The organism is Xylanivirga thermophila, assembly GCF_004138105.1.
Lineage (GTDB): Bacteria > Bacillota > Clostridia > Caldicoprobacterales > Xylanivirgaceae > Xylanivirga > Xylanivirga thermophila.
On sequence record NZ_RXHQ01000001.1, the window covers coordinates 1 to 25,348 of the forward strand.

Here is a 25,348-nt window from a genome sequence, read left to right on the forward strand (position 1 = left end):
GAAATTCATGTTAAATATCTCCTTTTAAAATTATTTGGACTTAAAGTATCCATTCCTTTCCATGTAAGTAAATAACCTTGCATGTGACACGAGGAACCAGCTAAAAAGCTGGCCTCAACCAGCCAAATCATGTAGACTCACTGGAATGGATCAATACTCTAATCTACGGGTAATCGGTCCACTACGGTCCGTCCCAGGAGGAATTTCATTAACCCTCCAAGTCCAGTTAATATTATACATGTTGTCAAGGTTCAGGCCAACAGGTGCTGGCAAATTGGCTAAGATATGGAGCCAAAAATGTATTTGATATTTAGATTAGATTGGTTTTGTTTGATGTGATTAACTATTAAATTTGCAGGTTTGATAGTGCTTTCATTCACTGATTAATACAATACTAATTATACAAGGAGGAATACCATGCAGACGGATATGAGTAAAACAACAAAACAAAGGGCTGCCGAAAAGAAAAAATCCAGGGCAGGAAAGATATTAGCCATTATAATAATAGCGGTTATTGTATTATCAGCTTCAGCACTTTTTATATATGTTGATAAGCTTCTTAAAAACCCATACTTTTATGAGGGTATATCGGTAGATGGTATTGATTTGGAAGGTATGACGGTTGAAAAAGCAATAGATGAGGTACGTAAGAAACATCAGCCGGAGCTAGATGCCATAAATATATCTTTACAATTTGGAGAACGGATATGGCAATTTAATTATGAGGATATAGATGCTAAGATAAATGTAGAAGATGTAGTTAAAGAGGCATACCAAACTGGTCGTAATGGAAAAGTTATAGACAGAATAAAAAAAATACATGAGGTAAGGCAAGTCGGTGTAGAATTCAATACAGCGCTCACATACAATGTAGAAAAACTTCGATCTAGAATAGAGGACATTTCAAAGGAAATAAATTTGGCACCTGTGGACGCCACGATAAAGTTCAATCCCAATACTGTGAAATTTAGTTTTACAGAAGAAGCATCAGGTAGGGGGATGCTAGTCGACAAGACTATGGAGGATATAAAGGCCAAAGTGGATGCAGGGGACTATTCGCCATATAAGATCCCAGTGGAAGAATTAAAACCAAAGTATACCCTTCAAGAGGTTAAAACATGGACCAGTAAGCTATCTGAATTTTCTACTAAATTGACAGGTAGTGCAGAGAGGGTATACAATATTAAGTTATCAGCTAAGAGCTTTAACGGCGTATGCATAGCGCCGGGGGAAGTATTTTCATTTAATGAAACTACTGGCCCTAGGGATGCGAAGCATGGTTATAAGGATGCTCCAGTTATAAAATCGGGGAAAAAGTTAGTATTGGAGCCAGGTGGAGGTAATTGTCAAACATCAAGTACACTATACGCTGCAGCCATAAGGGCTGATTTGCAGATTGCAGAGCGTTATCCCCATTCATGGCCATCGAGTTATATAGATATAGGTCAAGATGCTACTGTAAATTATCCTACTGCTGATTTTAAGATAAAAAACAACAAGGATAGTGCTGTATTTTTAAGGAGTTATGCATCAGGTGATAGATTGGTAGTAGAGGTATATGGGAAGGCAACAGATGAATATGATAAAATTGATGTTCAATCAACCGTCTTGAGTTCTACGGCAGCTCCCGCCGAAAAAGTGGTAAATGACCCCAATTTACCAAAAGGTCAAACAATTGTAGAGTACAAGTCGCGTCCAGGTTATAAGGTGCAGAGTTATAGAATCTATTATAAAAATGGGAAAGTTGTAAAAAAGGTGAAAGAGGCATATAGCCAATATCCTGTAATTAAGGGTAAAAAGGTAGTTGGTACAAAGCAGGTTGCTACTTCTCCAGCACCTCAAACCAATGGGGAACCACAACAATAAAAGCATGAAAAAGCTGAAGCTTAAATATCTTAAGGCTTCGGCTTTTTCAATTTTATGATATAATAGAGAAAAAGAGATATGGAGATGATTGATTAATGCTTTATCCGCTTATATTTGAACCGGTGTTAAAGGAACGAATATGGGGTGGCACTACGCTTCACGCAAAATATGGGAGGGAGTTGCCTTCCGACAAAGTTGGTGAGAGTTGGGACGTTGCTTGCCATAAGAATGGTATGAGTAAAATATCAAATGGTGAATTGAAAGGGAAAACCCTTAAGGAAGTTATTGATGAGTACGGCAAAGACCTATTAGGAAAAGATTTACAAGATAAACATATAAAGAAGTTTCCATTGCTTATAAAAATACTGGATGCCACAGATGTATTATCTGTGCAGGTACATCCCGATGATGAATATGCAAAGGTGCATGAAGACGGGGAGCTTGGTAAGACTGAAATGTGGTACATAATAGATGCTAAGCCAGGTGCTAAACTGGTATATGGGGTAAAGGAAGATACCACTAAAGAGCAGTTTGAAAAGGCTATAAAAGCAGGGAAACTGGAAGAATATTTAAATACCATAGATGTAGCGCCTGGTGATGTAGTATATATACCTGCAGGTATGGTACATGCAATAGGAGCAGGTATACTCATATGTGAAGTACAACAAAATTCTGATACTACTTATAGGGTATATGACTGGAATAGGGTAGATGATACAGGGAAGGCAAGGGAGCTTCATATAAAGCAGGCATTAGATGTAATAGACTTTGAAGGCAAGCATTCCACAGAAAAGGTTATGGGACTTAGCCGTCAAAAAGGTGAAAGTCAGGTAACCTATTATGTAGCTAATAAATATTTTGCTATGGAAAAACTGGATGTAATACATGAGCTTGAACAGCAGGTAAACGGTGAAAGATTTTTCATCCTAACCGTTGTGGAAGGTGAAGGTAAAATAGTATACTTTGGCGGGACTCAAGAATTTAAGGCGGGTCAATCTATTATGATACCTGCATGTATGAAGGATTATACGATAGAAGGAAATTGTACCATTATAAAATCATATATCCCCGATATAGAAAATGATATAGTAAAGCCCCTTATACAGATAGGTTTTGATAGAAAAGATCTATCAAAGCGCATAGCAGGACTTTAAAATAAGGGTAGGAGGATGGAGTTGCAAGCTTTACCAAGGGATTTTGTGGATAGAATGAAAAAACAACTGGGAGATGAATCACAGGTCTTTTTTGAGAGCTATGGGAAGGGAGAACATAAGGGTTTGAGGGTGAATACCCTCAAAATACCTGTGGATGATTTTGTGAGCATATCTCCCTTCAATATGGAGCATGTGCCATGGACACCAGATGGATTTTATTATCTGCCTGAGTCACAGCCTGGCAAACATCCCTATCATGCAGCTGGATTATATTATATACAGGAACCTAGTGCAATGGCGCCCGTTCAGCTTTTAAGTGTAAAACCTGGAGATAAGGTATTAGATCTTTGTGCTGCTCCAGGGGGAAAGTCGGCTCAGATAGGAGCGGCGTTGAAGGGAGAAGGAGTTTTAATATCAAATGAGATACATCCATCTAGGGTTTTGGCATTAGGACAAAATTTGGAACGTATGGGTATAAAGAATGTAGTAATCACCAATGAATCTCCTAAAAAACTAGCTGATAAATTTAATGGCTTCTTTGATAAGATATTGGTGGATGCACCATGTTCAGGGGAAGGTATGTTTAGAAAAGATAGGGATGCACGTGATGAATGGTCCATTTCAAATGTAGAAAAGTGTGCGTTGCGTCAAGAGGAGATATTGGATTATGCCTCTAGTATGTTAAAACCAGGTGGGCGAATGGTATATTCTACTTGTACTTTTTCGTTTGGCGAGAATGAAGGGAATATAAAAAAATTTCTAAACAACCATAGGGATTTTTATATGGAAAATTTAACATATCCTTATGACGTATCTATAGATAAGGGGTATATGGAAGGAACATATCGTATATGGCCCCATAGACAAAAGGGCGAGGGGCACTTTATGGCTATTCTAGGGAAAAAGGGTGAGTTTGTACCGGATTATGGCTATATTCCCGATGATATAGGCAATGAAAAGCAAATAACGCCCTTTTTGGATTTTGTGGCGGATGTATTAACCGATACATGGGATATAAAAAAAATATATCTAAAGGATGGTAAATTATATTTTATACCTGTTGATATATCACTGTTAAAGGGGCTAAAGGTGCTAAGACCTGGTCTTTATATGGGAGAGATAAGAAAAAAGAGATTCATACCAAGTCATGCTCTGGCATTATCTCTTAGGCGGGAGCAGGTAAAGAGGTATGTGGATCTATCTGCAAAAGGAGAAGATATATTAAAGTATATGCAAGGGAACGTTATTTCAATGGATGTTAAGAATGGATGGACGCTTGTACTTGTTGATGGATATTCAATAGGATGGGCAAAGGCAGTAGATGGGATGCTGAAAAATCACTATCCAAAAGGTTTACGTATATCATAATGCCCTTTATAGGGCTTTTTTTGTTTTTAAGGGGTTTTTTCATATGTTATTGACTTGTATAAGAATTAGATGGTAGAATGATTAAAAATAGTAAAAGGTAGAACAGGAGGGTATGATATGGCAAATAAAGATCATAGTCTGGCACATGATGTGTTGGAGATATTGGTTAAGGACTCCAAGATTACAGCAGAAGAGATTGGGATAATGCTAGATGCACCTGTGGAAGATATAAAAAACTGTATAAAAGAGCTTGAAAACAACGGAACTATTGTAAAATACAATACCCTTATAAACTGGGATAAAACAGATCGTGAATATGTGGAGGCCCTCATAGAGGTAAAGGTAACTCCCCAGAGGGATCAAGGGTTTGATGCAATAGCAGAGCGTATATATAAATTTGATGAAGTAACCTCCGTGTATCTAATGTCCGGGGATTATGACCTATGTGTAACGGTGGAAGGTAAAACCATGCGTGAAGTAGCACTTTTTGTTGCTCAAAAACTATCTACATTAGATTCGGTACTTAGCACTGCGACCCATTTTATACTAAAAAAATACAAGGTAGAGGGTATAGTGCTGGAGAAGGACGAAAAGGATAGGAGGCAGGCAATTACGCTATGAACTGGGATGACAAAATATCTAGCAGGGTAAGAACCGTTCCCCCGTCAGGTATTCGTAAATTTTTTGATATAGTAAACCAGATGGAAGATGCCATATCCCTTGGTGTTGGAGAACCGGATTTTGTAACACCATGGAATATAAGGGAGGCTAGCATATATTCTATAGAAAAGGGTATGACATATTATACGTCAAATTGGGGATTGCTTGAGCTTAGGGAGGCTATTAGCCGCTATCTTAGCGGGCGTTTTCAAATAGAATACAATCCTAAAGATGAGATTTTCGTTACTGTAGGTGCTAGTGAGGGTATAGATTTAGCCTTAAGAACTATAATAGAGCCAGGGGATGAAGTATTGATCCCTGATCCGTCATATGTATCATATATGCCATGTGTTACCTTTGCAGGTGGTAAGGCAGTGCCAATTAAGTGTAGTGCAGAGCACGGCTTTAAACTGATGCCAGATAAGCTTAAAGATAGCATTACCCATAGGACAAAGGCATTAATACTCCCCTATCCTAATAATCCTACGGGTGGTATTATGAACAGGGAGGAACTGGAGGCTATAGCACAGGTACTCAATGGTACTGATATAATAGTCATATCGGATGAAATATATGCTGAGCTTACATATGAAGGGAAACATGTAAGTTTTGCCAGTATACCAGGCATGAAAGAGCGTACCATAGTAATAAATGGGTTTTCAAAGGCATTTGCCATGACTGGTTGGCGTATGGGTTATGTTGCAGGCAATAAGGATGTAATAAAGACAATGCTAAAGATACATCAATATACCATGTTATGTGCTCCTATAATGGGTCAGGTAGCCGCATTGGAGGCTTTAAGAAGTGGCTTTGAAGATGATTTTGCCACAGTACGAAATATGGTAGATGAATATAATCACAGGCGTCGTGTAATGTTAAAGGGATTTAGAGATATGGGGCTAGAGTGTTTTGAACCACTTGGTGCCTTTTATGTATTTCCAAGCATAAAGGAAACCGGTATGGAAAGCGAAGAGTTTTGCGAACGTCTTCTTAAAGAACAAAAGGTTGCAGTAGTACCTGGTACTGCATTTGGCCCTAGTGGCGAGGGATTTGTAAGATGTTCATATGCATATTCCGTTGAAAATATAAATGTTGCATTAGATAGGATAGGAGATTTTGTTAGCAAATATATTTAGGAGGTTATTATGTATCACAGGTGGGACGATAATCAAGATGACCGGCCTGATGTAATAGAAGGTGAATATGAAGTATTAGATGGGGACTATAAGGCAAATGATAGTGGTAGAGGAGCATATGGGAATGGGCCTCAATTTATGCTAGATAAGCGCCCTCCATATGTGACGTATACTATTTTAGGCATAAATATAGCCATGTGGCTTATTATGACCATAACAGGACTTGTAACCGGCATGAGCCAATCGGAGCAGCTGTTGCTATTTGGTGCTAAGGTAGACCTTCTTATTGCAGCCGGGCAATACTGGCGACTATTTACTGCAATGTTTCTTCATATAGGACTGGCCCATCTATTTTTCAACTCCTATGCCCTATATATATATGGCCCGGTTGTAGAGAGTCTATTTGGAAAGGCAAAGTTTTTAATCCTATATATTATCTCAGGGCTTATGGGGAGCCTATTTAGCTATATGTTTAGTCTATATCCTGCTGCAGGGGCATCAGGTGCCATATTTGGACTTATGGGTGCGCTACTTTATTTTAAAAAAGTGCGTCCAGATATATATAAAAGGGTATTTGGTCCTACGCTTTTCGTCATTATTGCAGTAAACCTCATATATGGAATAATACAGCCGGGAATTGACAATTGGGGTCATATAGGAGGTCTCATAGGTGGTGTACTTACTGCAAATGCTATAGGACTTTATAAGGAGCGTTTTAAAAAAAAGCAGGTTATAATGTGGATTATAATTATAGCTATTTTTATAATAGGATTGAGATATGGAAGTCTAAAATATGGAAGATTTATACCTCCTAAAAAGGGATTTATCTAGTCCATTGTCAATTGAAGTTGTTTAAGTAAAAGGGAGAAATTTTATGAGTAGGGTAGCTGTTTTTAAATGCAATAAGTACGATGTAGATGTAATAGAGAAACGTATAATTGAAGGTATAGATATCTTAGGTGGTGTGGATAGATATATAAAACCTGGTATGAATGTGCTTCTAAAATGCAATCTCTTGTCTAAAAAGCATCCCGAAGAGGCTGTTACTACCCATCCGGCAGTGGTTGAGGCAGTAGTAAGGATCGTTCAAAAGGCGGGAGGTATACCCATTATAGCAGATAGCCCAGGGGGATTTTTTAATGAAAAGGCATTAAAAGGCATATATAAGGCATGTGGCATGTTAGATGTACAAAAAAATACAGGAGCACAGTTAAATTTTGATACAGGAAGTGTAGATGTCTCCCATCCTGAAGGGAAAATTATAAAATCTTTGACCGTTATAAAGCCACTTAAAGATGTAGATGTGGTAATATCCCTTCCAAAACTTAAGACCCATGGTATGATGGTATATACAGGTGCTGTGAAGAATTTATTTGGCGTAATACCAGGTACATTGAAGGCAGAATATCATCTTCGTATGAAAAGGGCCAGGGACTTTTCCGATATGCTAGTGGACATATGTACATATGTAAAGCCTACTTTAACTATTATGGATGCCATAGTAGGAATGGAAGGGGATGGACCTTCAGCAGGTACGCCCCGTGATATAGGTGCCATACTTTTAAGTGAGGACCCTTTTGCATTGGATGTTACAGCCTGCTCATTGGTAGGTATTCCCCTTGATAAGGTCTTTACTATACAGCGGGCAAAAGAGCGCGGGCTTTGTGCATCCATGGATGATGTGCAAACTGCAGGGGATGATTTTGCATCTATGAAGATAGAAAAATTTAAATTGCCGAAGTCAAGTAGTACTAATTTTTTTGAACGTTGGCTTCCGAATAGTAGGGGTATTACGAATTTTTTAAATAATACATTTGGGCCAAGGCCCCTGTTTGATCATGATATATGCATAGGGTGTAGGGAATGTTATAACCATTGTCCACCTAAAGCCATTACAATGCATGAAAATCGTCCCTATGTGGATCTTAAAAGCTGTATAAGATGTTATTGCTGTCAGGAACTATGTCCTAAAAAGGCAGTTAGCATAAAGCAAAATGCCGTATTTAAGATTTTTAGATAAATTTAAAAGGAGTAGCAGATTAAAATCTAACTACTCCTTTTATAGTCTGAATTATTTTTATTCCACTATATTGACTTCGTGTAGGAATCTATTAAATGCATTACGACCTTTTCTATCTGTTTTGAATACCCCTGCGTGATGGAGTACTCTTAGGCATTTTTCTCCCACTTCATCATGCAATACCTCTAAGGCTTCATTTTCACTCAATGCGGTACCATATTTATCTATCAAGGCTTGTATCCATTTACTATGTTTATAGAGCGGGCTATCCTTTGATGTTATAAACTGCTTTTCCGCTGAGGATTTTCCATTTAATATATCGGCTATATCGGACAGTTCATTTTGCAGTCTGCCTGGGAGTATAAAAAGTCCCATTACTTCGATTAGGCCTATGTTTTCCTTTTTGATGTGATGGAGTTCTTCATGGGGGTGGAATATGCCCATTGGGTGATCTTCATTGGCTCTGTTATTTCTAAATACCAGATCAAGCTCAAATAAGCCATCTTTATTTATTCTAGCTATGGGTGTGATGGTATTGTGTGGTATGGTATTGCCAGCTTTATCTTTGGTATATGCGAGGATCTCTGCATCTTTATCGCTATACTCCCGCCATTTTGCGAGTATATCTCCTGCTAGTTCTATAAGGGGTTCCTTTTGTATGCAGCTAATACGCAATACCGACATAGGCCACTTTACTACGCCTATATTTACATTTGGATACCCATCACACTTTAGTGTGTATTCTACAGGTGCCTTTTCCATGGGAAATATATGATTTCCACCTTGAAAATGATCATGGTTTAATATAGAGCCCCCTACTACTGGTAGATCTGCGTTTGACCCGATAAAATAGTGGGGGAAATATTCTAGAAAATCAAAAAGTCTGGCGAATGTACCTTTGCTTATCTTCATGGGTACATGCTTTTCATAGAAGACTATGCAGTGCTGATTATAGTATACATAGGGTGAATATTGAAAATACCAGTTTTCATCCTCTAGCCTTAGGGGTAATGTCCTTAGGGTCTGTCTGGCAGGATGGTTTACCCTCCCGGCATAGCCTACATTTTGAGGGCATAACAGGCACTTTGGATATCCTACCTGAGGTGCCGATTTTAATGCTGCAATCTCCTTTGGATCCTTTTCAGGTTTGGTGAGATTTATGGTGATTTCAAGCTCGCCATAATCACTTTCATATTCCCATTTGATATTCTTTGCAATCCTATCTACCCTTATATAATCGGATTTTTGACATAGATTATAGAAATCATCGGTAGCTGCTTTGATACCTTTTTCCTTTTTTACATTTCGAAACTTTTCAAATACCTGTGATGGTTTAGGTGTTATAATGCCCATTATCCGAGTATCAAAAAGATCCCTATATGTATTCGTGTTTTCTGGTATAAGTTTTTTTTCATAGGCATAGTCAAGTAGCTGTGTAAGTATCGGTGTGGCTGTTTGAGGTACTTCTATGCTGTTTAAATCTATTTCTCCTTCATATGGTTGTTCTAAGCATAACAGATCAAGCAATTGATTACGGGTATATACAACATCCCATTCCTGTATCATATGGTTTTGGAGGGCAAATGCTAATAAATGCTCTACTGAAAGGGCAGCTTTATTTTGTATATCATTCATTTATGTAACACTCCTTCTATTAACCTTATCAAAATTACAGATAATATGACCTTTATATACAATCTAATTATATAGTTTAAACTATATATATGCAATGGATAAAGATATAGTTTGAATAAATATCCGTATAGGCTTATAATTTATATGGAATGTAAAGAAGCTTAAGAAAGGAGAATGGTCTATGGCAATATTGGTAACAGGTGGAGCAGGGTATATAGGCAGCCATACAGTTAAGGAATTAAAGGATCGTGGAAGAGAAGTTGTGGTATATGATAATTTAAGTAGGGGACATAGGGATGCCGTGGGGGAGGTTCCACTCATAGTGGCGGATCTTATGGATTCAAAAGTGCTTGCAAAGACAATTGAAGATTATAATATAGACTCAGTTGTGCATTTTGCCGCTGAAAGTCAGGTAGGAGAGTCCATGCAAAACCCGCAAAAATATTATCTCAATAATGTATCGGGTACGTTAAATCTTTTAAAGGTTATGCTGGATAAGGATGTAAAAAACATAGTGTTTTCATCCACTGCGGCAACATATGGAGAGCCTGAAGAGGTGCCAATAACTGAAAACTGTCCTAAAAATCCTACAAATGTATATGGTAGAACAAAACTTATGATAGAGCATATATTATCCGATTATGACAGGGCATATGGTTTGAAATATGTAGCCCTTAGATATTTTAATGCAGCTGGGGCACATATAAGCGGGGAGATAGGGGAGGATCATGCACCTGAGACACATCTTATTCCCATAATAATGGAGGTACTACTTGGTAAAAGGGATAAGCTTAGCATATTTGGCACAGATTATGCTACGGAAGATGGCACATGCATAAGGGATTATATACATGTTACCGATTTGGCACAGGCCCATATACTGGCTTTGGACTGGCTAAAGTCAGGTAATCCTTCAAGGGCATATAACCTTGGAAATGGAAATGGTTTTTCCGTAAAACAGGTAGTGGATACGGTTGAGCGTGTTACAGGGCGGGAGATACCTGTAGAGTATGCCAAAAGGCGAGCAGGGGATCCGGCAGTGCTTATAGCCAGTTCTCAAAAGGTGCGTGATGAACTTAAATGGCAGCCCCAATTTGATGATCTAGATACTATAATATCTACAGCATGGAAGTGGCATTCTAATCATCCAAATGGCTATGAAGGGAGGTAGTGTAGATGCCATCATTTGTTGAAAATATAAACAGGTTAAATGATGAAAAGACCAGAAAACTATTTAAAACCCTTTATGGGGATTGTGCAAATGTAATAGATGCGCAAATCGATCGTTATAAAGGGGATGTTAAAAGATATGGCGAGCTTTTTTCACAGGATGATGATATAGAAATTTTCAGCACACCCGGGCGTACTGAAATAGGAGGAAATCATACAGATCATAATCATGGCAAGGTATTGGCGGCGGGAGTAGATTTAGATTCTGTAGGCATAGCTGCAAAGACCGATGATAATATTATAAAGGTTTATTCAAAGGGTTATGATACTCCATTTGTAGTTGATATATCAGATTTAGATGTGGTAGAAGAAGAAAAGGGGACAACCAATGCCCTAATAAGGGGTGTAGCTGCTGGGATAAAAGAGAGAGGCTATACTATCGGTGGATTTAATGCATATATGGATAGTAGAGTATTACCAGGATCTGGCCTTAGTTCATCTGCATCCATTGAAGTGTTGCTAGGCACTATGATGGGATATCTATATAATGATGGAACTATAGACGCTAAGGAACTTGCCATGATTGGACAATATGCCGAGAACAAACATTTTGGTAAGCCCTGTGGACTTATGGATCAGATGGCCTGTGCAGTAGGGGGATTTGTGAATATAGATTTTAAGGAAGCAAACCGTCCTATTGTAAATAAGATAGATTTTGATTTTGCATCTAGAGGATATAGTCTATTGGTAGTTGATACAGGGGGAAATCATTCGGATCTTACCGCTGATTATGCAGCTGTTCCCGAGGAGATGAAGGCAGTTGCTAGAGCATTAGGTGGGGATGTATGCCGTGAATTTTCCATGGACCAGTTAATTGGAAATATAAAGAGATTGCGTACTGAAGTGGGAGATAGGGCTATACTTAGGGCAATGCACTTTTTCTCCGAGAACGAAAGGGTGGATAGACAGGTCGAAGCCCTAGAACAAGGTGATTTTGATCGGTTTTTAGATCTGATTTTACAGTCGGGAAGCAGTTCATGGAGATGGCTACAGAACTGTTATGCAACTCATAATCCTGAAGAACAGGGGATTACATTGGCACTGGCATTGACTGAACAGTTTGTCATGGAGCATGGATACAAGGCTGCATACAGGGTGCATGGAGGAGGTTTCGCAGGTACTATGCAAGCGTTCCTGCCAAATGAGGGCATAAAAGCATACATATCACTTATGGAACAGATATTTGGAGAGGATTGTGTCACTGTTTTAGGTATTAGGCCACATGGAACACTAAAAATTTAAGAAATATGATCATAAAATAAGGAAAAGTATAGAATATATATATATTTGTAGGGGATAGGCTATTTTAAGGTCTATCCCCATTTAAAGGGTTTTTATTGACTTTGACTTACTTTGACCTTCGTCCTATAATGAATATGTAAAAGGAAATAAGGAATATAAAGAAAGGAGAGATTATAATGAGAGACAGAGATATGATGCCTATCAGAAGGAGAAGGGGAGGGATTGCTCCATATGATCTATTCAATGATTTTATGAATATGAACTGGATGGACGAATTTTTTAACGATGATTTTTTTCCAAGCTTTTCTAATAGCGTTAGGACGGATATAAAGGAAAACGATAAGGAATATGTAATGGAAGCAGAATTACCGGGTTTTGACAAGAAGGATATAGAGATAGAATTAGTAGATGACAGGCTTGTTATAAAAGCAAAACATGACGATGATTCAATAGATGAAGGAGAAAATTACTTAAGGCGGGAGAGGGTATTTGGCGAATTTTGCAGGAGCTTTTCGTTAAGGGACATAAAAAATGAAGAAGTGACGGCAGAGTATACAAATGGTATATTGAAAGTAGTGCTCCCCAAAACAGATGAATCTAAGAGTAGAAGTAGAAAGATCGATATTCAATAAAAATTTTCTAACATAAATCTGTTTGTATGGGGAATAACTAAGGTTATAATACAAAAAAGGAAGGGAAAATATATGAGAGATCGAGATATGCTTCCTATAAGAAGGCGAAGAAGTGGTGCTTCCCCATACGATCTATTCAAGGATTTTGTCAATATGGATTGGGTAGATGATATGGTTGGTAGTTTTGGCAGCAGTATAAGAACAGATGTACGCGAAACGGAGAATGAATATATAGTAGATGCTGAAATGCCTGGATTCAACAAAGAAGATATAGAAGTAGAGATTTTCGATGAAAGGCTGACAGTTAGGGCTAAAAGGCATGAAGATAGGGATGAAGAAGGACAAAGTTATCTAAGGCGTGAGAGACGTTATGGAGAAGTGGCTAGGAGTTTTTCATTGCAAGGAATAAAAAACGATGGAGTAACAGCTCAATATGACAATGGGATATTGAGAATTGTACTCCCGAAAACTGAGGAAGCTAAGAGAAAAGGTACAAAAATTGATATTCAATAGCAATTTAGCTCCAATTAAAAAAAGGCTGGGATCTTGTAAAAGTCCCAGCCTTTTAGAATTCATCCATGTATTTGTGAATTTTATTTATGTAATTTTGTGTTTCCTTTGGCAATTTAGAAAATTGGGTAGGATCATTAAGATCAGTTATGCCAAGATTTTTTAGCCTGTTAGGTCCACAGTTGTACGCTGCTAAAGCCATATCCATATCTCCATTGTATCTTTGGAGTTGATATGAAATATATCTAATACCTCCATCTATATTTTGCATGGGATCAAAGGGATCTGTAACCCCTAAACCCTTTGCTGTAGCCGGCATAAGCTGCATAATTCCCATTGCTCCCGCCTTTGAGACAACGTTAGGATTAAAATTCGACTCTGCTTTGGCCACCGACTTTGCAAGGGTAGGGTCTATTCCATATTTGTTTGCAGATTGTTCTACAAGTGATATATAATAATTTTTTTCTAGCCCGGTTTTCATAATGTTGTTTGTTATGTTTGATAAACCAACGGCTCCCATCAGCCCGGTAAGCAAGTTACTGTCGCTTCCCAAACCATATGGATTGGATGATTCAGATTCGGATGAAAGTTGCATATTACCAAGCATATTGGACATGGTATATGCAGTAAGGGCATCTTTTAGCATATTATTAAAGGATGGATTTGTAGCAGTAGTGTTGAAATTAGTTTTATTAGAAGATGTTTCAATATCTTTTGTCCCTTCCATATCATCTGTCCTATCATTTTTTAAATAATCTTTTTCCGACCTATTAGACGTATGTAGTATATTTACACTGTTTGGAAGTCTGCTCTGTACTTCCAAAACTTTTTGTCTCATAATATCCGAAACCGATGCTATACCTGTCACAATCTCACCCCTAAATAGTTATCATTTTGATATATAAGATAAGTATATATTTTTTGATATGGAATAACAAGGGGACATTTTTACTAACTTTAATTTGCAACTTATATAATCCAAATAAAAAATGATAGAAATCTTGCAAAGATGATGCTTTAGATGTTAAAATAAAAACAATTGTTTAACTTAAAATAGCAAAGGGATATTTAATTAGATGTGGAGGAGAAAAATATGAGTGAGATTTCTATTTCAGCGAAGGACTTAACAAAAAAGTTCGGTGATTTTACTGCAGTGGATCATGTAAATCTGGAGGTAAAAAGAGGAGAAATTTATGGATTCCTTGGGCCAAACGGTGCAGGCAAGACTACAACTATAAAAATGTTAACTGGCACCCTAACCCCTACTGATGGGGATATATCTATTTTAGACATGGATATGTCAAAAGATGATATTAAAATCAAGAAAATGATGGGGGTAGTACCGGATGAACCCAAGATGTATGAAGGACTTCGTGGTAAGGAATTCTTGGACTTTATAATAGGTGTATACAAGCTAGATAAGGGAGAAGTGTTGCCTAGGATACAAGAACTATCGAGCGCATTTGGAATAAATTTTTTAGAGGATTATATAGGTGATTACTCCCATGGCATGAGTCAAAAACTTATGCTTTTATCTGTGCTTATGCGTCATCCTAAGGTCATGTTTTTGGATGAGCCAACTGTTGGTCTAGATGCACGTGCAGCTCGAATTTTAAAAGAGCTCCTAAATAAATATGCCATGGAGGGTTCTACTATTTTTTTAACTACCCATGTACTGGAAATTGCAGAAAAGATGTGTGATAGGATAGGCATAATAAATAAAGGCGGGTTGATAGCAGAAGGCACTTTAGACGAAATTAGAAATCTAAGTAGGGAAGGATATACCAGTTTAGAGGATCTATTCTTAGAACTTACCGGAAATGGAGATGTGGAAGAAGTTGTGGAGGCTTTAAAATGAACAATTTAAGACTTTTATTCAAATATGCTACAAAGACTTATAAGATTAAGAAAAAGAAGGCCACTTCAGGTGGATTTTTAGGTTGGATCCTGACAATAATTATCTTAGCTGCCATTGCATTGCCTATGACTTTGATGTTTTATGAGATGTTCAAAATGATGGCAGTACCTGTATCACAATTTGGACTGTCCTATTCAGGCTATTTAGCGGATGTATATATGTTTCTATTTCCAGTTACATTTGGTTTGATGCTCATTTTGACATTGGTGCCGAGTATTATATTTAATGTATTCGAATCGGATGATTTAACTTTTTTGCTGAGTTTACCCATAAAAAAATGGGAAGTATTCGTATTTAAGGCCTCAGTGGGATTGTCAGGCGGTTTTTTACCACTGCTTATGCTGGGGATTAGCGGCATATGTTATGCTGTTGCATTGAAGCTTAATATATTTTTAGCTGTATTTGGTATGCTCTTGCTTTTGGTATTTATTTTTCTCTTTTCATTGACAATCGGGGCTATTATGACCCGGTTTATTAGTAAATCTACAGCGCGTATAGCATCACAAATTTTTTTATATGTGAGTGTTATAGCATATGTTATTATTATGAATGTACTTCCACGGCAGGCAGAAAATATGGAAGCGATTATAGAAGGCTTTGGAAGCGTATTTAGTGTGCTGGAGGGTAAACATGCATGGTTATTGCCATTTAATTGGGGATTATATGCAGTAAAGGGGGATATCCGAGTTTTTGGTATATTAGGTTTTCTTTGTATAATGCTTATCTTTATAGTTATGAAGATATCTAATGTTACCAATATGGCAAGTGGCCGGAGCAAGACAAAAAAGAGTTATAGAATGGAGATTTCCCGCTACCCTATAGTAAAAAAAGAGATACGACTTATTTTTAGAAATCCCCAAAACGTTTTTAGCATATCATATGCCATCATATTTCCAGTTGTAATGGCATATGTAAATAAATCTGCCATGAGTGGTGCTATGTTTGTCGGTATATTTGCTGCAATATATGCAGCAAATCTAGCTTTGCAGCTAATAGCGGAGGAAAAAAAGATCTGGCCTATGCCTAAGCTATTGCCAATTGACATGGGAAGAACTTTGCAATATAAGGCAGCTATACCTGCCATGATATTTACATTGGGATATGGTGTGGTTCTATTGTTTTCATATTTTATGCTGAATATGAATCCACTTATGTTTTTAAGCATTATTCCAATGACTGCTGTTCTATTATATTCATCACTTTTTGGATTGAGTCTATTCTTAAATGATCCTCAAAGGGGGATGACGGGAAAAACTATAGCATTTAAGTTTAAGGAAGCCCTTATGCTTGAGTTTAATACAATGCTCTTAGCCTTTGGCATTATATTCCCATTTAATATGTTAAGTGAAGGGGGACTGTTAGAAGTTCTCATGGGGGAATGGTGGTATAAGCTTATAGCGATAGGTCTGCCATGGATCATAATGGTAATAGTTATCTTCCTTGTCAAAAGGACGTTTAGAAAAATAAATATGAAGGTAGGCGCTTGGGAATAGGTACTTATCTTTGCATATAGCAATGAAGCCTTAGTAGAGATACTGGGGCTTTATTTATGCTTACAAAAATGTAATTATCCTTATGGCTAAATATTAAAATTAGAATAAAAACCTCTATAATTGGGTCTATTAATATAGAAAAGATTAAGTTTGAGGTGATAATATGCGAGATGGACGCAAGATAAAAGAACCTATAGTAGCCATAACAGGAGGAGAGGGATATGAAGGGGATCATCTGAGATCTGCCCTATCGATGCTGCCCATGGATAGGATGATAGATGAGGAAGATGTGGTGGTTATAACTCCAAATTGGGTAAAGAGCGAGTCTCCAGAGGCAGGTACGGTTGTAGGACCAGAGACGCTAAGGATGCTTATTAGATGTATAAAGGAGAAAAGTCCAAAGCGAATTGTATTGGCCGCCGGTTCAGGGGGAGATGAGACTATCAATGTGATAAAGAATGGGGGATTTCAAAAAATTATAAATGAAGAGAATATAGAGTTTATAGACCTAAACTATGGTCCATATATAGATATAGAGATTAATAATGAACGACCGTCCTCCACAAAGATAAATAGGCTTCTAGATGAACTTACTGTACTTATATCGTTTACCCAGCTAAAGACTCATGCTGAAGCGACTCTATCTATGGCCATAAAGAATATTGCCCTATCTTGGCCACCTGCCGAGGAGCATGGTTTTCCAAAGTATAATAGAGGGATTCATGTCAATCTTCATAGTTTTATAGCAGCTATGGCGGAAAAGATCCCAATAGATTTATCAATTGTAAGTACAGATAAAGCCATGATAGGGACAGGCCCTTCGGGAGGTAAACCAGTTTCTGGTGGCATTGTAATAGCTGGGACAGATCCTGTAGCTACCGATACGGTGGGTGCAAGGCTATTAGGATATTTGCCCCAGGCAATAAACTATCTCTATACCCTTATAAAGCGTGGTGTAGGGGAAGGGGATCTTACAAAGGTGGATCTAAAGGGTATCCCACTAGCTAATGCGGAAGAGATGTTTAGCATGGCGGCATATGGTTATCCTATAGCACTTGATAAGGACGGCATAAAATCCATTGAACATATGCTTTAGTTTGTGATAGTATAAAATGACTGAGGGAGGTAAACATGTATAACAATGAATTTATAACTGATAAGGTTACCATAATAGGTGCAGGTTTTGTAGGTGCAACTACAGCCTATGCACTTATGAATGCTGGTACCACATCGGAGATAGCACTGGTAGATTTAAACCAAAAGAGGTTGGCGGGAGAGGTGATGGACTTAAACCATGGCATTGCATTTGTGCCGCCTGTCAAGATAAAATCTGGTACATATGAGGATTGCAAGGATTCCAATATAGTCATAATAACAGCAGGAGCAGCCCAAAGGCCAGGAGAAACCAGGCTGGATCTTTTAAAGCGCAATGTTGGGATATTTAAATCCATAGTGCCAGAGATAGTAAAGTATAATAAGGAATGTGTTATTTTGGTAGTTACAAATCCGGTGGATATACTTACCTATGTTACTCTCAAAATTTCCGGTCTCCCGCCTACACAGGTAATAGGCTCAGGTACGGTTCTAGATAGTGCAAGATTCAGATATCTTTTAAGCGAGCATTGCAATGTGGCACCCCAAAATGTGCACGCCTATATAATAGGAGAACATGGTGATAGCGAAGTGGCTGCATGGAGCATAACAAATATAGCAGGTATATCCATGGAGGAATATTGCTTAAGGTGTGAGAAGGGCTGTCAAGATACAAATCGCGGTGAGATATTCGAAAATGTAAAGCGTTCTGCCTATGAAATAATAGAGGGCAAGGGAGCAACCTATTATGCAGTGGGTTTGGCGGTAAGGCGTATAGTAGAAGCTATACTTAGGGATGAAAACTCCATATTACCAATATCTTCTTGTATGAATGGATATTATGGAATAGAGGATGTATGCCTGAGCCTGCCAACCATAGTGAACCATTCAGGGGTAGAAAAGGTTTTGGAGTTGCCGCTAAAAGATCGGGAGATCAAGGAGCTTAAGTCTTCTGCTGAGGTACTTAAAAAAGCCATACAAGAAATTGGATTTTAAAATAGAATAGATAAGGGGGTAGGTACTTATATTATGCCTATACACATAGTACTGGTTGAACCAGAAATACCACAAAATACGGGAAATATAGCAAGATCTTGTGCTGCTACCGGTGCTATATTACATCTTGTAAAGCCTTTAGGATTTTCTGTGGATGATAAATATTTAAAGAGGGCAGGGCTTGATTATTGGCATTTGGTGGAAATCCACTATCATGATAACATAGATGAGATATTCAATGAGTATCCAGATGGGGACTTTTATTTTTCTACCACCAAAGGTGCTTTAAGACACAGTGATGTCCATTACAACGATAATAGTTTTATATTCTTTGGCAAGGAAACGGCAGGCCTTTCTGAAGAGTTACTCCATGATAACTATGACAGATGTATACGGATACCTATGATAAATGATGCAAGATCTTTAAATCTCTCGAATTCGGTAGCTATAGTATTATATGAGGCCCTAAGGCAGCTTGATTATCCAGGTCTTGAAACAGAAGGACATTTAACAAAATTTTAGTTATATTTTTTAGCTTTACTATTGAAAAATTTCTATGTCTGTTATAGAATAAACATGTGGGACGAATCTCGCATAGCGGGACAGAAAGTGTCCAGGTTGAGGATGAGTATGACGCAAAAGCATAACTTGTTGGAACAGTTGGTGCCTGAACTGGCAGAACTGTTTAATCAAAGATATACTATACTGAAACATATAAGGGAATTCCAACCTATAGGCAGACGTAATCTTTCAGTATCCCTAAATGTGCCTGAACGCATGGTAAGAAGGGAAACGGCATTTTTAAAGGAAGCTGGTTTTATAGATGTAAAAGCTTCTGGAATGGTGATAACCGTTGAAGGGGAGTCTTTGCTTGAAGGATTAAATGATTTTGTCAATCAGATATTGGGTACTTATGAGTTGGAATCACAGATGATGGAAATACTAAACCTAAAAAAAGTTATAGTGGTACCCGGTGATGTGGATCAAGAAGGATTGGTATTAAATGAGATGGGCAAGGCTGCGGCTAAGTATATAAGAAGTATAGTAAAAAATGACAGCGTTATGGCAGTCACCGGTGGATCTTCGGTAGGATCTGTTGCACGTGCCTTACCTAAGGTAGGTCAATTGAGTGATATAGTTGTGATACCGGCAAGGGGCGGTATGGGTAGAGAGGTGGAGAATCAGGCCAACACTCTATCTTCGATATTTGCCAAAAAGTTGGGGGGTCAATATAGATTGCTCCACGTGCCTGATCAGCTGGGAGCTCAGGCTGTAGAAACCCTTTTAAACGAACCGGATATTAGAAGCATAGTAGATGCTCTGAAGAAAACAGATATACTTGTATATGGTATTGGTAGGGCTGAGGATATGGCAAGACGCCGAAACTTGTCTGCCGATAGAATAAATAATTTGGAAAGGGCGGGAGCGGTAGCAGAGGCATTCGGATATTATTTTAATGAACATGGAGATATAGTATATGCCTCAAGTTCCATAGGCCTTAGTATTGATGAATTAAGGCATATCCCCCATTCTGTTGGTATAGCAGGGGGACATCAAAAGGCCATTGCTATAGCTGCTGTAATGAGGCATTGGGAAAATAGTGTGCTCATAACAGACGAAGGTGCGGCCCGTGAGGTTATAAAATTAGGTGTTTAATTTTTTTTCGATAGGGTATATAATGTTTAAGTGCTGGCTTGTACCTTTTGATGCAGGCTGGTTAAAATAAAATACATAAATGAGGAGGACGATTATCAATGAGTATAAGAGTTGCTATTAATGGTTTTGGAAGAATTGGAAGAAATGCTTTTAAAATAGCTTTGGAGAAGTATCCAAACGAATTGGAGTTTGTAGCTATTAATGATCTAACAGATGCAGCTACCCTTGCACATCTTTTAAAATATGACTCCTGCTATGGGCGTTTCAATGGCACTGTTGAAGCAAAAGAGGGTGCTATAGTAGTAAATGGCAAGGAAATAAAGATATTGGCTGAAAGGGATCCTGAGAATTTGCCATGGAAAGACATGGGCGTTGACATTGTAATGGAATGCACAGGTATTTTCAGAGACAAGGAAAAGGCTATGAAACACATCAAAGCTGGGGCTAAAAAGGTTGTTATATCTGCTCCCGCCAAGAACGAGGATATCACCATTGTAATGGGTGTAAACGAGGATAAGTATGATCCTGCAAATCATAACATAATTTCAAATGCTTCCTGCACAACAAACTGCTTGGCTCCTTTTGCAAAGGTATTGCATGAAGAGTTTGGTATAAAGAGAGGTCTTATGACCACTGTTCACTCATATACAAATGACCAGAAAATATTGGATTTGCCCCATAAGGATTTAAGAAGGGCTAGAGCAGCTGCTGAGTCTATTATTCCTACAACTACTGGTGCTGCAAAGGCTGTTGCACTTGTACTTCCTGAGCTTAAGGGCAAATTAAACGGTTTTGCAATGAGAGTACCTACACCTACAGTATCTGTAGTTGACTTGGTAGCAGAGATTGAAAAGGATGCTACTGCAGAAGAGATAAATGCTGCATTCAAGGCTGCTGCGGAAGGTCCTATGAAGGGTATACTTGGATATGAAGAGGAGCCATTGGTATCTATAGACTATAGACAAGATCCCCGTTCTTCCATAGTAGATGCACTATCCACCATGGTTATGGAAGGCAATATGGTAAAAGTTGTTTCATGGTATGACAACGAGTGGGGTTATTCAAACAGATTAGTTGATTTAGTTAACTATATCGCAGCTAGACTGTAAGTATAGAGTTAAGGAGTGGCTTTTATGAATAAAAAGACCATTGAGGATATAGAGGTAAATGGTAAAAGGGTACTTGTAAGGGTAGATTTTAACGTACCCCTTGATGATAATAGAAATATCACCGATGATACTAGAATACGTGCAGCATTGCCTACTATCAAATATCTGGTTGATCATAATGCCAAGGTAGTCTTGATGTCCCATTTGGGCAGACCTAAGGGGCAGGTAAAGCCTGAATATAGTTTGGCACCTGCAGCAAAGAGACTGGAAGAGCTCTTAGGCAAAAAGGTTACAATGGCAAAGGATGTTATAGGCGAAGACGCTAAAAAAGCTGTTGCAGATATAAAGGATGGAGAGGTAGTGCTCCTTGAGAACTTACGATTCCATAAGGAAGAAACAGACAACGATCCTGAGTTTGCAAAGGAATTGTCAAGCTTTGGAGAGATATATGTAAATGATGCCTTTGGTACTGCACACAGGGCTCATGCATCTACCGAAGGGGTAGCACATTATTTGCCGGCAGTGGCAGGCTATCTCATAAACAAGGAATTGGATGTAATGGGTAAAGCACTTGATAATCCGGAGAGACCATTTGTGGCCATATTAGGTGGTGCTAAAGTATCGGATAAAATCGGTGTAATTGAAAATCTTATAGACAAGGTAGATACGCTTATAATAGGCGGTGGTATGGCTTATACATTCTTCAAAGCTAAAGGCTATGAAGTAGGGGAATCCATACTGGAAGCCGATAAGGTAGAATTGGCAAAGGCACTCTTAGATAAGGCAGAAAAGAAAGGTGTAAAGCTTTTATTGCCCATAGATACAGTAGTTGCAAAGGAATTCAAAGCTGATGCAGATCACAAGGTAGTAGACAGCGATAAGATTCCAGCTGATTGGCAGGGATTGGATATCGGGCCTAAGACTAGAGAGATCTTTGGTCAAGAGATAATAAATGCAAAGACTGTGGTATGGAATGGGCCTATGGGCGTATTTGAAATGCCTGCATTTGCAGAAGGTACAAAAGCTATAGCTGAGTATATGGGCAAATGTAAAGGTACTACCATAATAGGTGGAGGGGACTCGGCAGCTGCTGTAGAGCAGATGGGATTTGCCGATCAGATGACACATATCTCCACCGGGGGTGGCGCTTCACTAGAATTCTTAGAAGGCAAGGTATTGCCTGGTGTTGCAGCCCTTAATGATAAATAACTTTGCCCCCTAAATTTTTAATATAGATTACCCAGATAAAACCGCCCGGGAGTCCGGGCGGGAACCTGGGATGTGAAACAAAATAGTGCAAGGAGAATTAAATATGAGAACACCTATTATTGCAGGAAACTGGAAAATGAATAAAACACCGTCTGAGGCGGCGGTACTTATAGATGAATTAAAACCATTAGTGAAGGATACACAGGTAGAAGTAGTTGTGTGTCCTCCTTTTGTTTGTCTACCTATAGTGGCAGAGGCCATAAAGGGTAGCAATATAAAGCTTGGTGCTCAGAATATGCATTTTGAAGAACAGGGTGCGTATACTGGTGAGGTATCTCCAATCATGTTAAAAGAATTAGGAGTAGAATACGTTATAATAGGGCACTCTGAAAGACGTCAATATTTTGCTGAGACCGATTTGACTGTAAATAAAAAGGTATTGAAGGCTTTTTCCCATGGACTAACACCTATTGTATGTGTAGGTGAAACACTAGAGCAGAGAGAGCAGAGTATTACTGCCGATCTAGTGAGCATGCAGACCAAGATTGCCATGGGTGGATTGACAAAGGAACAGGCAGAAAAGATAGTTATTGCCTATGAACCTATATGGGCTATAGGAACTGGCAAAACAGCTTCTGCACAGGAAGCAAACGAAGTGATAGGTATAATAAGAAACACCATAAAGGAAATGTTTGGACAAGATGTATCTGAAAAGGTACGTATACAGTATGGCGGGAGCATGAAGCCTCAAAATGCAAAAGAGCTTATGGCAATGCCCGAGATAGATGGAGGTCTAATTGGTGGTGCCAGCCTTAAAGCTCAGGACTTTGCTTCCATTGTCAACTATTAAGGAGGAAACTATGTCTAAGGATTTAACTACCCTCATAATAATGGATGGATTTGGCCTAAACGATAGAAAAGAAAACAATGCAATATATGAAGCAAATACACCAAATCTTGATAGACTCTGGAAAGAATACCCCCATGTGCCTATTCAAGGTAGTGGTCTTTATGTAGGACTACCTGATGGTCAAATGGGAAATTCAGAAGTAGGCCATCTTAATATAGGAGCAGGACGTATAGTATATCAGGAGTATACAAGGATAAGCAAAGCTATAGAGGATGGTTCTTTTTTTGAAAATCAGGAACTATTAGGTGCTATAGAAAATGTAAAGAAAAATGGTACTAAACTTCATCTTATGGGTTTGGTGTCAGATGGGGGAGTACACAGCCATATAGGTCATCTATATGCACTTATGGAACTGGCAAAAAAACATGGCCTGGAAAATGTATATATCCACTGTTTTATGGATGGTAGGGATGTACCGCCATCTAGCGGAAAGTCATATATAGAAAAATTGGAAGAAAAGATCGATGAAATAAACTTTGGTAAAATAGCTACCGTAGCAGGCAGGTATTATGCAATGGATAGGGATAAGAGATGGGAGCGTACTAAACTGGCATATGATGCAATGGCATTGGGTAAAGGTGTTTTTGCAGATGGTGCTATAGAAGCTATGAAAAAATCATATGCAAATGGTGAAACCGATGAATTTGTAAAGCCTACTGTAATATTGGAAAATGGAGCGCCTACTGCAACTATTGGAGCAAATGATTCGATAGTATTCTTTAATTTTAGACCTGATAGGGCAAGAGAGATAACACGCAGCTTTATAGAGCCGGAATTTTCAGAATTTGATAGGGCTAAAGGGTATTTTCCTATATATTTTGTATCCATGACACAATACGATGAAACATTCACAAATATTCATATAGCATATAAACCTCAGACACTTGATAATACATTTGGTGAATATATAAGTAAACTTGGGAAACGCCAACTTAGGATAGCTGAAACCGAAAAATATGCCCATGTTACATTTTTCTTTAATGGTGGGGTAGAATATCCTAATGGAGGCGAAGACAGGGCACTTATACCATCGCCAAAGGTGGCTACCTATGACCTCAAGCCATCCATGAGTGCATTTGAAGTTACTGAAGAAGTTGAAAAGCGCATAGCATCAGGAGAATATGATGTTATAATACTAAACTTTGCAAACTGTGACATGGTTGGTCATACAGGTGTTATACCAGCAGCTATAGAGGCCGTGGAAACGGTGGATACCTGTGTAGGTAGGGTGGTGGATGCAGTTTTAAAGGTAGGCGGGAGAGCGCTTATAACTGCTGACCATGGCAATGCCGATCAAATGGTGGATTATGAGACTGGTGAGCCCCATACAGCCCATACATCCAATCCAGTACCTTTCATACTAGTGGACCCTGATAAAAAAGATGTAAAACTTCGTGAAGGTGGTAAATTAGCTGATATAGCTCCTACCATGCTTGAACTTATGAACATAGAGAAACCGGAAGAGATGACAGGGGAGAGTTTGATAGCCAAGTAAGTGAAAGGAGAATAAAA

23 protein-coding genes are annotated in these 25,348 nt (G+C 38.4%); 21 read left to right on the forward strand and 2 right to left on the reverse strand.

Annotated features, from left to right (window positions below):
- Nucleotides 1–417: 417 nt before the first annotated feature.
- The 7 genes from EJN67_RS00005 (at nucleotide 418) to EJN67_RS00035 (ending at nucleotide 8,204) form a co-directional block, all read left to right on the forward strand.
- On the forward strand, nucleotides 418–1,866 hold the full coding sequence (locus EJN67_RS00005) for a VanW family protein (protein WP_129721243.1): 1,449 nt from the start codon (nucleotides 418–420) through the stop codon (nucleotides 1,864–1,866).
- A 95-nt stretch (nucleotides 1,867–1,961) separates the two neighbouring features.
- Nucleotides 1,962–3,020: a mannose-6-phosphate isomerase, class I gene (manA, locus tag EJN67_RS00010; RefSeq protein ID WP_129721244.1), complete on the forward strand. Its 1,059-nt coding sequence runs from the start codon at nucleotides 1,962–1,964 to the stop codon at nucleotides 3,018–3,020.
- Nucleotides 3,021–3,035: 15 nt separating this feature from the next.
- Entirely contained in the window at nucleotides 3,036–4,388 is a 1,353-nt protein-coding gene (locus tag EJN67_RS00015; protein WP_129721245.1) for an RsmF rRNA methyltransferase first C-terminal domain-containing protein, read from the forward strand.
- A gap of 117 nt (nucleotides 4,389–4,505) precedes the next feature.
- Entirely contained in the window at nucleotides 4,506–5,009 is a 504-nt protein-coding gene (locus EJN67_RS00020; RefSeq protein ID WP_129721246.1) for an Lrp/AsnC family transcriptional regulator, read from the forward strand.
- Nucleotides 5,006–6,184 (forward strand): aminotransferase class I/II-fold pyridoxal phosphate-dependent enzyme, encoded by a 1,179-nt coding sequence (locus tag EJN67_RS00025; protein ID WP_129721247.1) that lies wholly within the window; start codon nucleotides 5,006–5,008, stop codon nucleotides 6,182–6,184. Before EJN67_RS00020 ends, EJN67_RS00025 begins: the two co-directional genes overlap by 4 nt.
- Before the next feature lie 9 nt (nucleotides 6,185–6,193).
- Nucleotides 6,194–7,015 (forward strand): rhomboid family intramembrane serine protease, encoded by an 822-nt coding sequence (locus EJN67_RS00030; RefSeq protein ID WP_129721248.1) that lies wholly within the window; start codon nucleotides 6,194–6,196, stop codon nucleotides 7,013–7,015.
- Between the two features lie 43 nt (nucleotides 7,016–7,058).
- Complete coding sequence (locus EJN67_RS00035) at nucleotides 7,059–8,204, forward strand: DUF362 domain-containing protein (RefSeq protein WP_129721249.1); 1,146 nt, start codon at nucleotides 7,059–7,061, stop codon at nucleotides 8,202–8,204.
- Nucleotides 8,205–8,261: 57 nt separating this feature from the next.
- On the opposite strand, the gene EJN67_RS00040 is transcribed toward EJN67_RS00035, so the two are convergent.
- The gene (locus tag EJN67_RS00040; RefSeq protein WP_129721250.1) at nucleotides 8,262–9,839 is read right to left on the reverse strand and encodes a UDP-glucose--hexose-1-phosphate uridylyltransferase; all 1,578 of its coding nucleotides are present in this window, start codon (nucleotides 9,837–9,839) and stop codon (nucleotides 8,262–8,264) included.
- 181 nt (nucleotides 9,840–10,020) lie between these two features.
- Between EJN67_RS00040 and galE the strand changes: the two genes are divergently transcribed.
- From galE to EJN67_RS00060, 4 genes are all read left to right on the forward strand, one after another.
- Nucleotides 10,021–11,010 carry a UDP-glucose 4-epimerase GalE gene (gene galE / locus EJN67_RS00045; protein ID WP_129721251.1) on the forward strand — a complete coding sequence of 330 codons (990 nt, stop codon included), beginning with the start codon at nucleotides 10,021–10,023 and terminating at the stop codon, nucleotides 11,008–11,010.
- A gap of 5 nt (nucleotides 11,011–11,015) precedes the next feature.
- Entirely contained in the window at nucleotides 11,016–12,311 is a 1,296-nt protein-coding gene (locus EJN67_RS00050; RefSeq protein WP_129721252.1) for a galactokinase, read from the forward strand.
- A gap of 176 nt (nucleotides 12,312–12,487) precedes the next feature.
- Complete coding sequence (locus EJN67_RS00055; RefSeq protein ID WP_129721253.1) at nucleotides 12,488–12,943, forward strand: Hsp20/alpha crystallin family protein; 456 nt, start codon at nucleotides 12,488–12,490, stop codon at nucleotides 12,941–12,943.
- A 72-nt stretch (nucleotides 12,944–13,015) separates the two neighbouring features.
- Nucleotides 13,016–13,456 (forward strand): Hsp20/alpha crystallin family protein, encoded by a 441-nt coding sequence (locus EJN67_RS00060; protein WP_129721254.1) that lies wholly within the window; start codon nucleotides 13,016–13,018, stop codon nucleotides 13,454–13,456.
- 52 nt (nucleotides 13,457–13,508) lie between these two features.
- On the opposite strand, the gene EJN67_RS00065 is transcribed toward EJN67_RS00060, so the two are convergent.
- Nucleotides 13,509–14,321, reverse strand: coding sequence for a lytic transglycosylase domain-containing protein (locus EJN67_RS00065; RefSeq protein WP_243641182.1), 813 nt, complete (start codon nucleotides 14,319–14,321; stop codon nucleotides 13,509–13,511).
- Nucleotides 14,322–14,546: 225 nt separating this feature from the next.
- On the opposite strand from EJN67_RS00065, the gene EJN67_RS00070 reads away from it, so the two are divergent.
- From EJN67_RS00070 to gpmI, 10 genes are all read left to right on the forward strand, one after another.
- The gene (locus EJN67_RS00070; RefSeq protein ID WP_129721255.1) at nucleotides 14,547–15,311 is read left to right on the forward strand and encodes an ABC transporter ATP-binding protein; all 765 of its coding nucleotides are present in this window, start codon (nucleotides 14,547–14,549) and stop codon (nucleotides 15,309–15,311) included.
- The gene (locus EJN67_RS00075; protein WP_129721256.1) at nucleotides 15,308–16,864 is read left to right on the forward strand and encodes a hypothetical protein; all 1,557 of its coding nucleotides are present in this window, start codon (nucleotides 15,308–15,310) and stop codon (nucleotides 16,862–16,864) included. The genes EJN67_RS00070 and EJN67_RS00075 overlap by 4 nt, the downstream gene beginning before the upstream one ends.
- A gap of 163 nt (nucleotides 16,865–17,027) precedes the next feature.
- The gene (locus EJN67_RS00080) at nucleotides 17,028–17,960 is read left to right on the forward strand and encodes a DUF362 domain-containing protein (RefSeq protein WP_129721257.1); all 933 of its coding nucleotides are present in this window, start codon (nucleotides 17,028–17,030) and stop codon (nucleotides 17,958–17,960) included.
- Nucleotides 17,961–17,995: 35 nt separating this feature from the next.
- Complete coding sequence (locus EJN67_RS00085) at nucleotides 17,996–18,952, forward strand: L-lactate dehydrogenase (RefSeq protein WP_129721258.1); 957 nt, start codon at nucleotides 17,996–17,998, stop codon at nucleotides 18,950–18,952.
- 33 nt (nucleotides 18,953–18,985) lie between these two features.
- Nucleotides 18,986–19,474, forward strand: coding sequence for a tRNA (uridine(34)/cytosine(34)/5-carboxymethylaminomethyluridine(34)-2'-O)-methyltransferase TrmL (gene trmL / locus EJN67_RS00090; RefSeq protein WP_129721259.1), 489 nt, complete (start codon nucleotides 18,986–18,988; stop codon nucleotides 19,472–19,474).
- Nucleotides 19,475–19,561: 87 nt separating this feature from the next.
- Nucleotides 19,562–20,608 carry a sugar-binding transcriptional regulator gene (locus EJN67_RS00095; protein WP_207207931.1) on the forward strand — a complete coding sequence of 349 codons (1,047 nt, stop codon included), beginning with the start codon at nucleotides 19,562–19,564 and terminating at the stop codon, nucleotides 20,606–20,608.
- A gap of 98 nt (nucleotides 20,609–20,706) precedes the next feature.
- Nucleotides 20,707–21,717, forward strand: a complete 1,011-nt coding sequence (locus EJN67_RS00100) for an ArsJ-associated glyceraldehyde-3-phosphate dehydrogenase (RefSeq protein ID WP_129721260.1) — start codon at nucleotides 20,707–20,709, stop codon at nucleotides 21,715–21,717.
- A 24-nt stretch (nucleotides 21,718–21,741) separates the two neighbouring features.
- A complete protein-coding gene (locus EJN67_RS00105; protein ID WP_129721261.1) occupies nucleotides 21,742–22,926 on the forward strand; it encodes a phosphoglycerate kinase in 1,185 nt (394 codons plus the stop codon).
- 103 nt (nucleotides 22,927–23,029) lie between these two features.
- Nucleotides 23,030–23,776, forward strand: a complete 747-nt coding sequence (tpiA, locus tag EJN67_RS00110; protein WP_129721262.1) for a triose-phosphate isomerase — start codon at nucleotides 23,030–23,032, stop codon at nucleotides 23,774–23,776.
- A gap of 10 nt (nucleotides 23,777–23,786) precedes the next feature.
- Complete coding sequence (gene gpmI, locus EJN67_RS00115; RefSeq protein ID WP_129721263.1) at nucleotides 23,787–25,331, forward strand: 2,3-bisphosphoglycerate-independent phosphoglycerate mutase; 1,545 nt, start codon at nucleotides 23,787–23,789, stop codon at nucleotides 25,329–25,331.
- Nucleotides 25,332–25,348 lie beyond the last annotated feature (17 nt).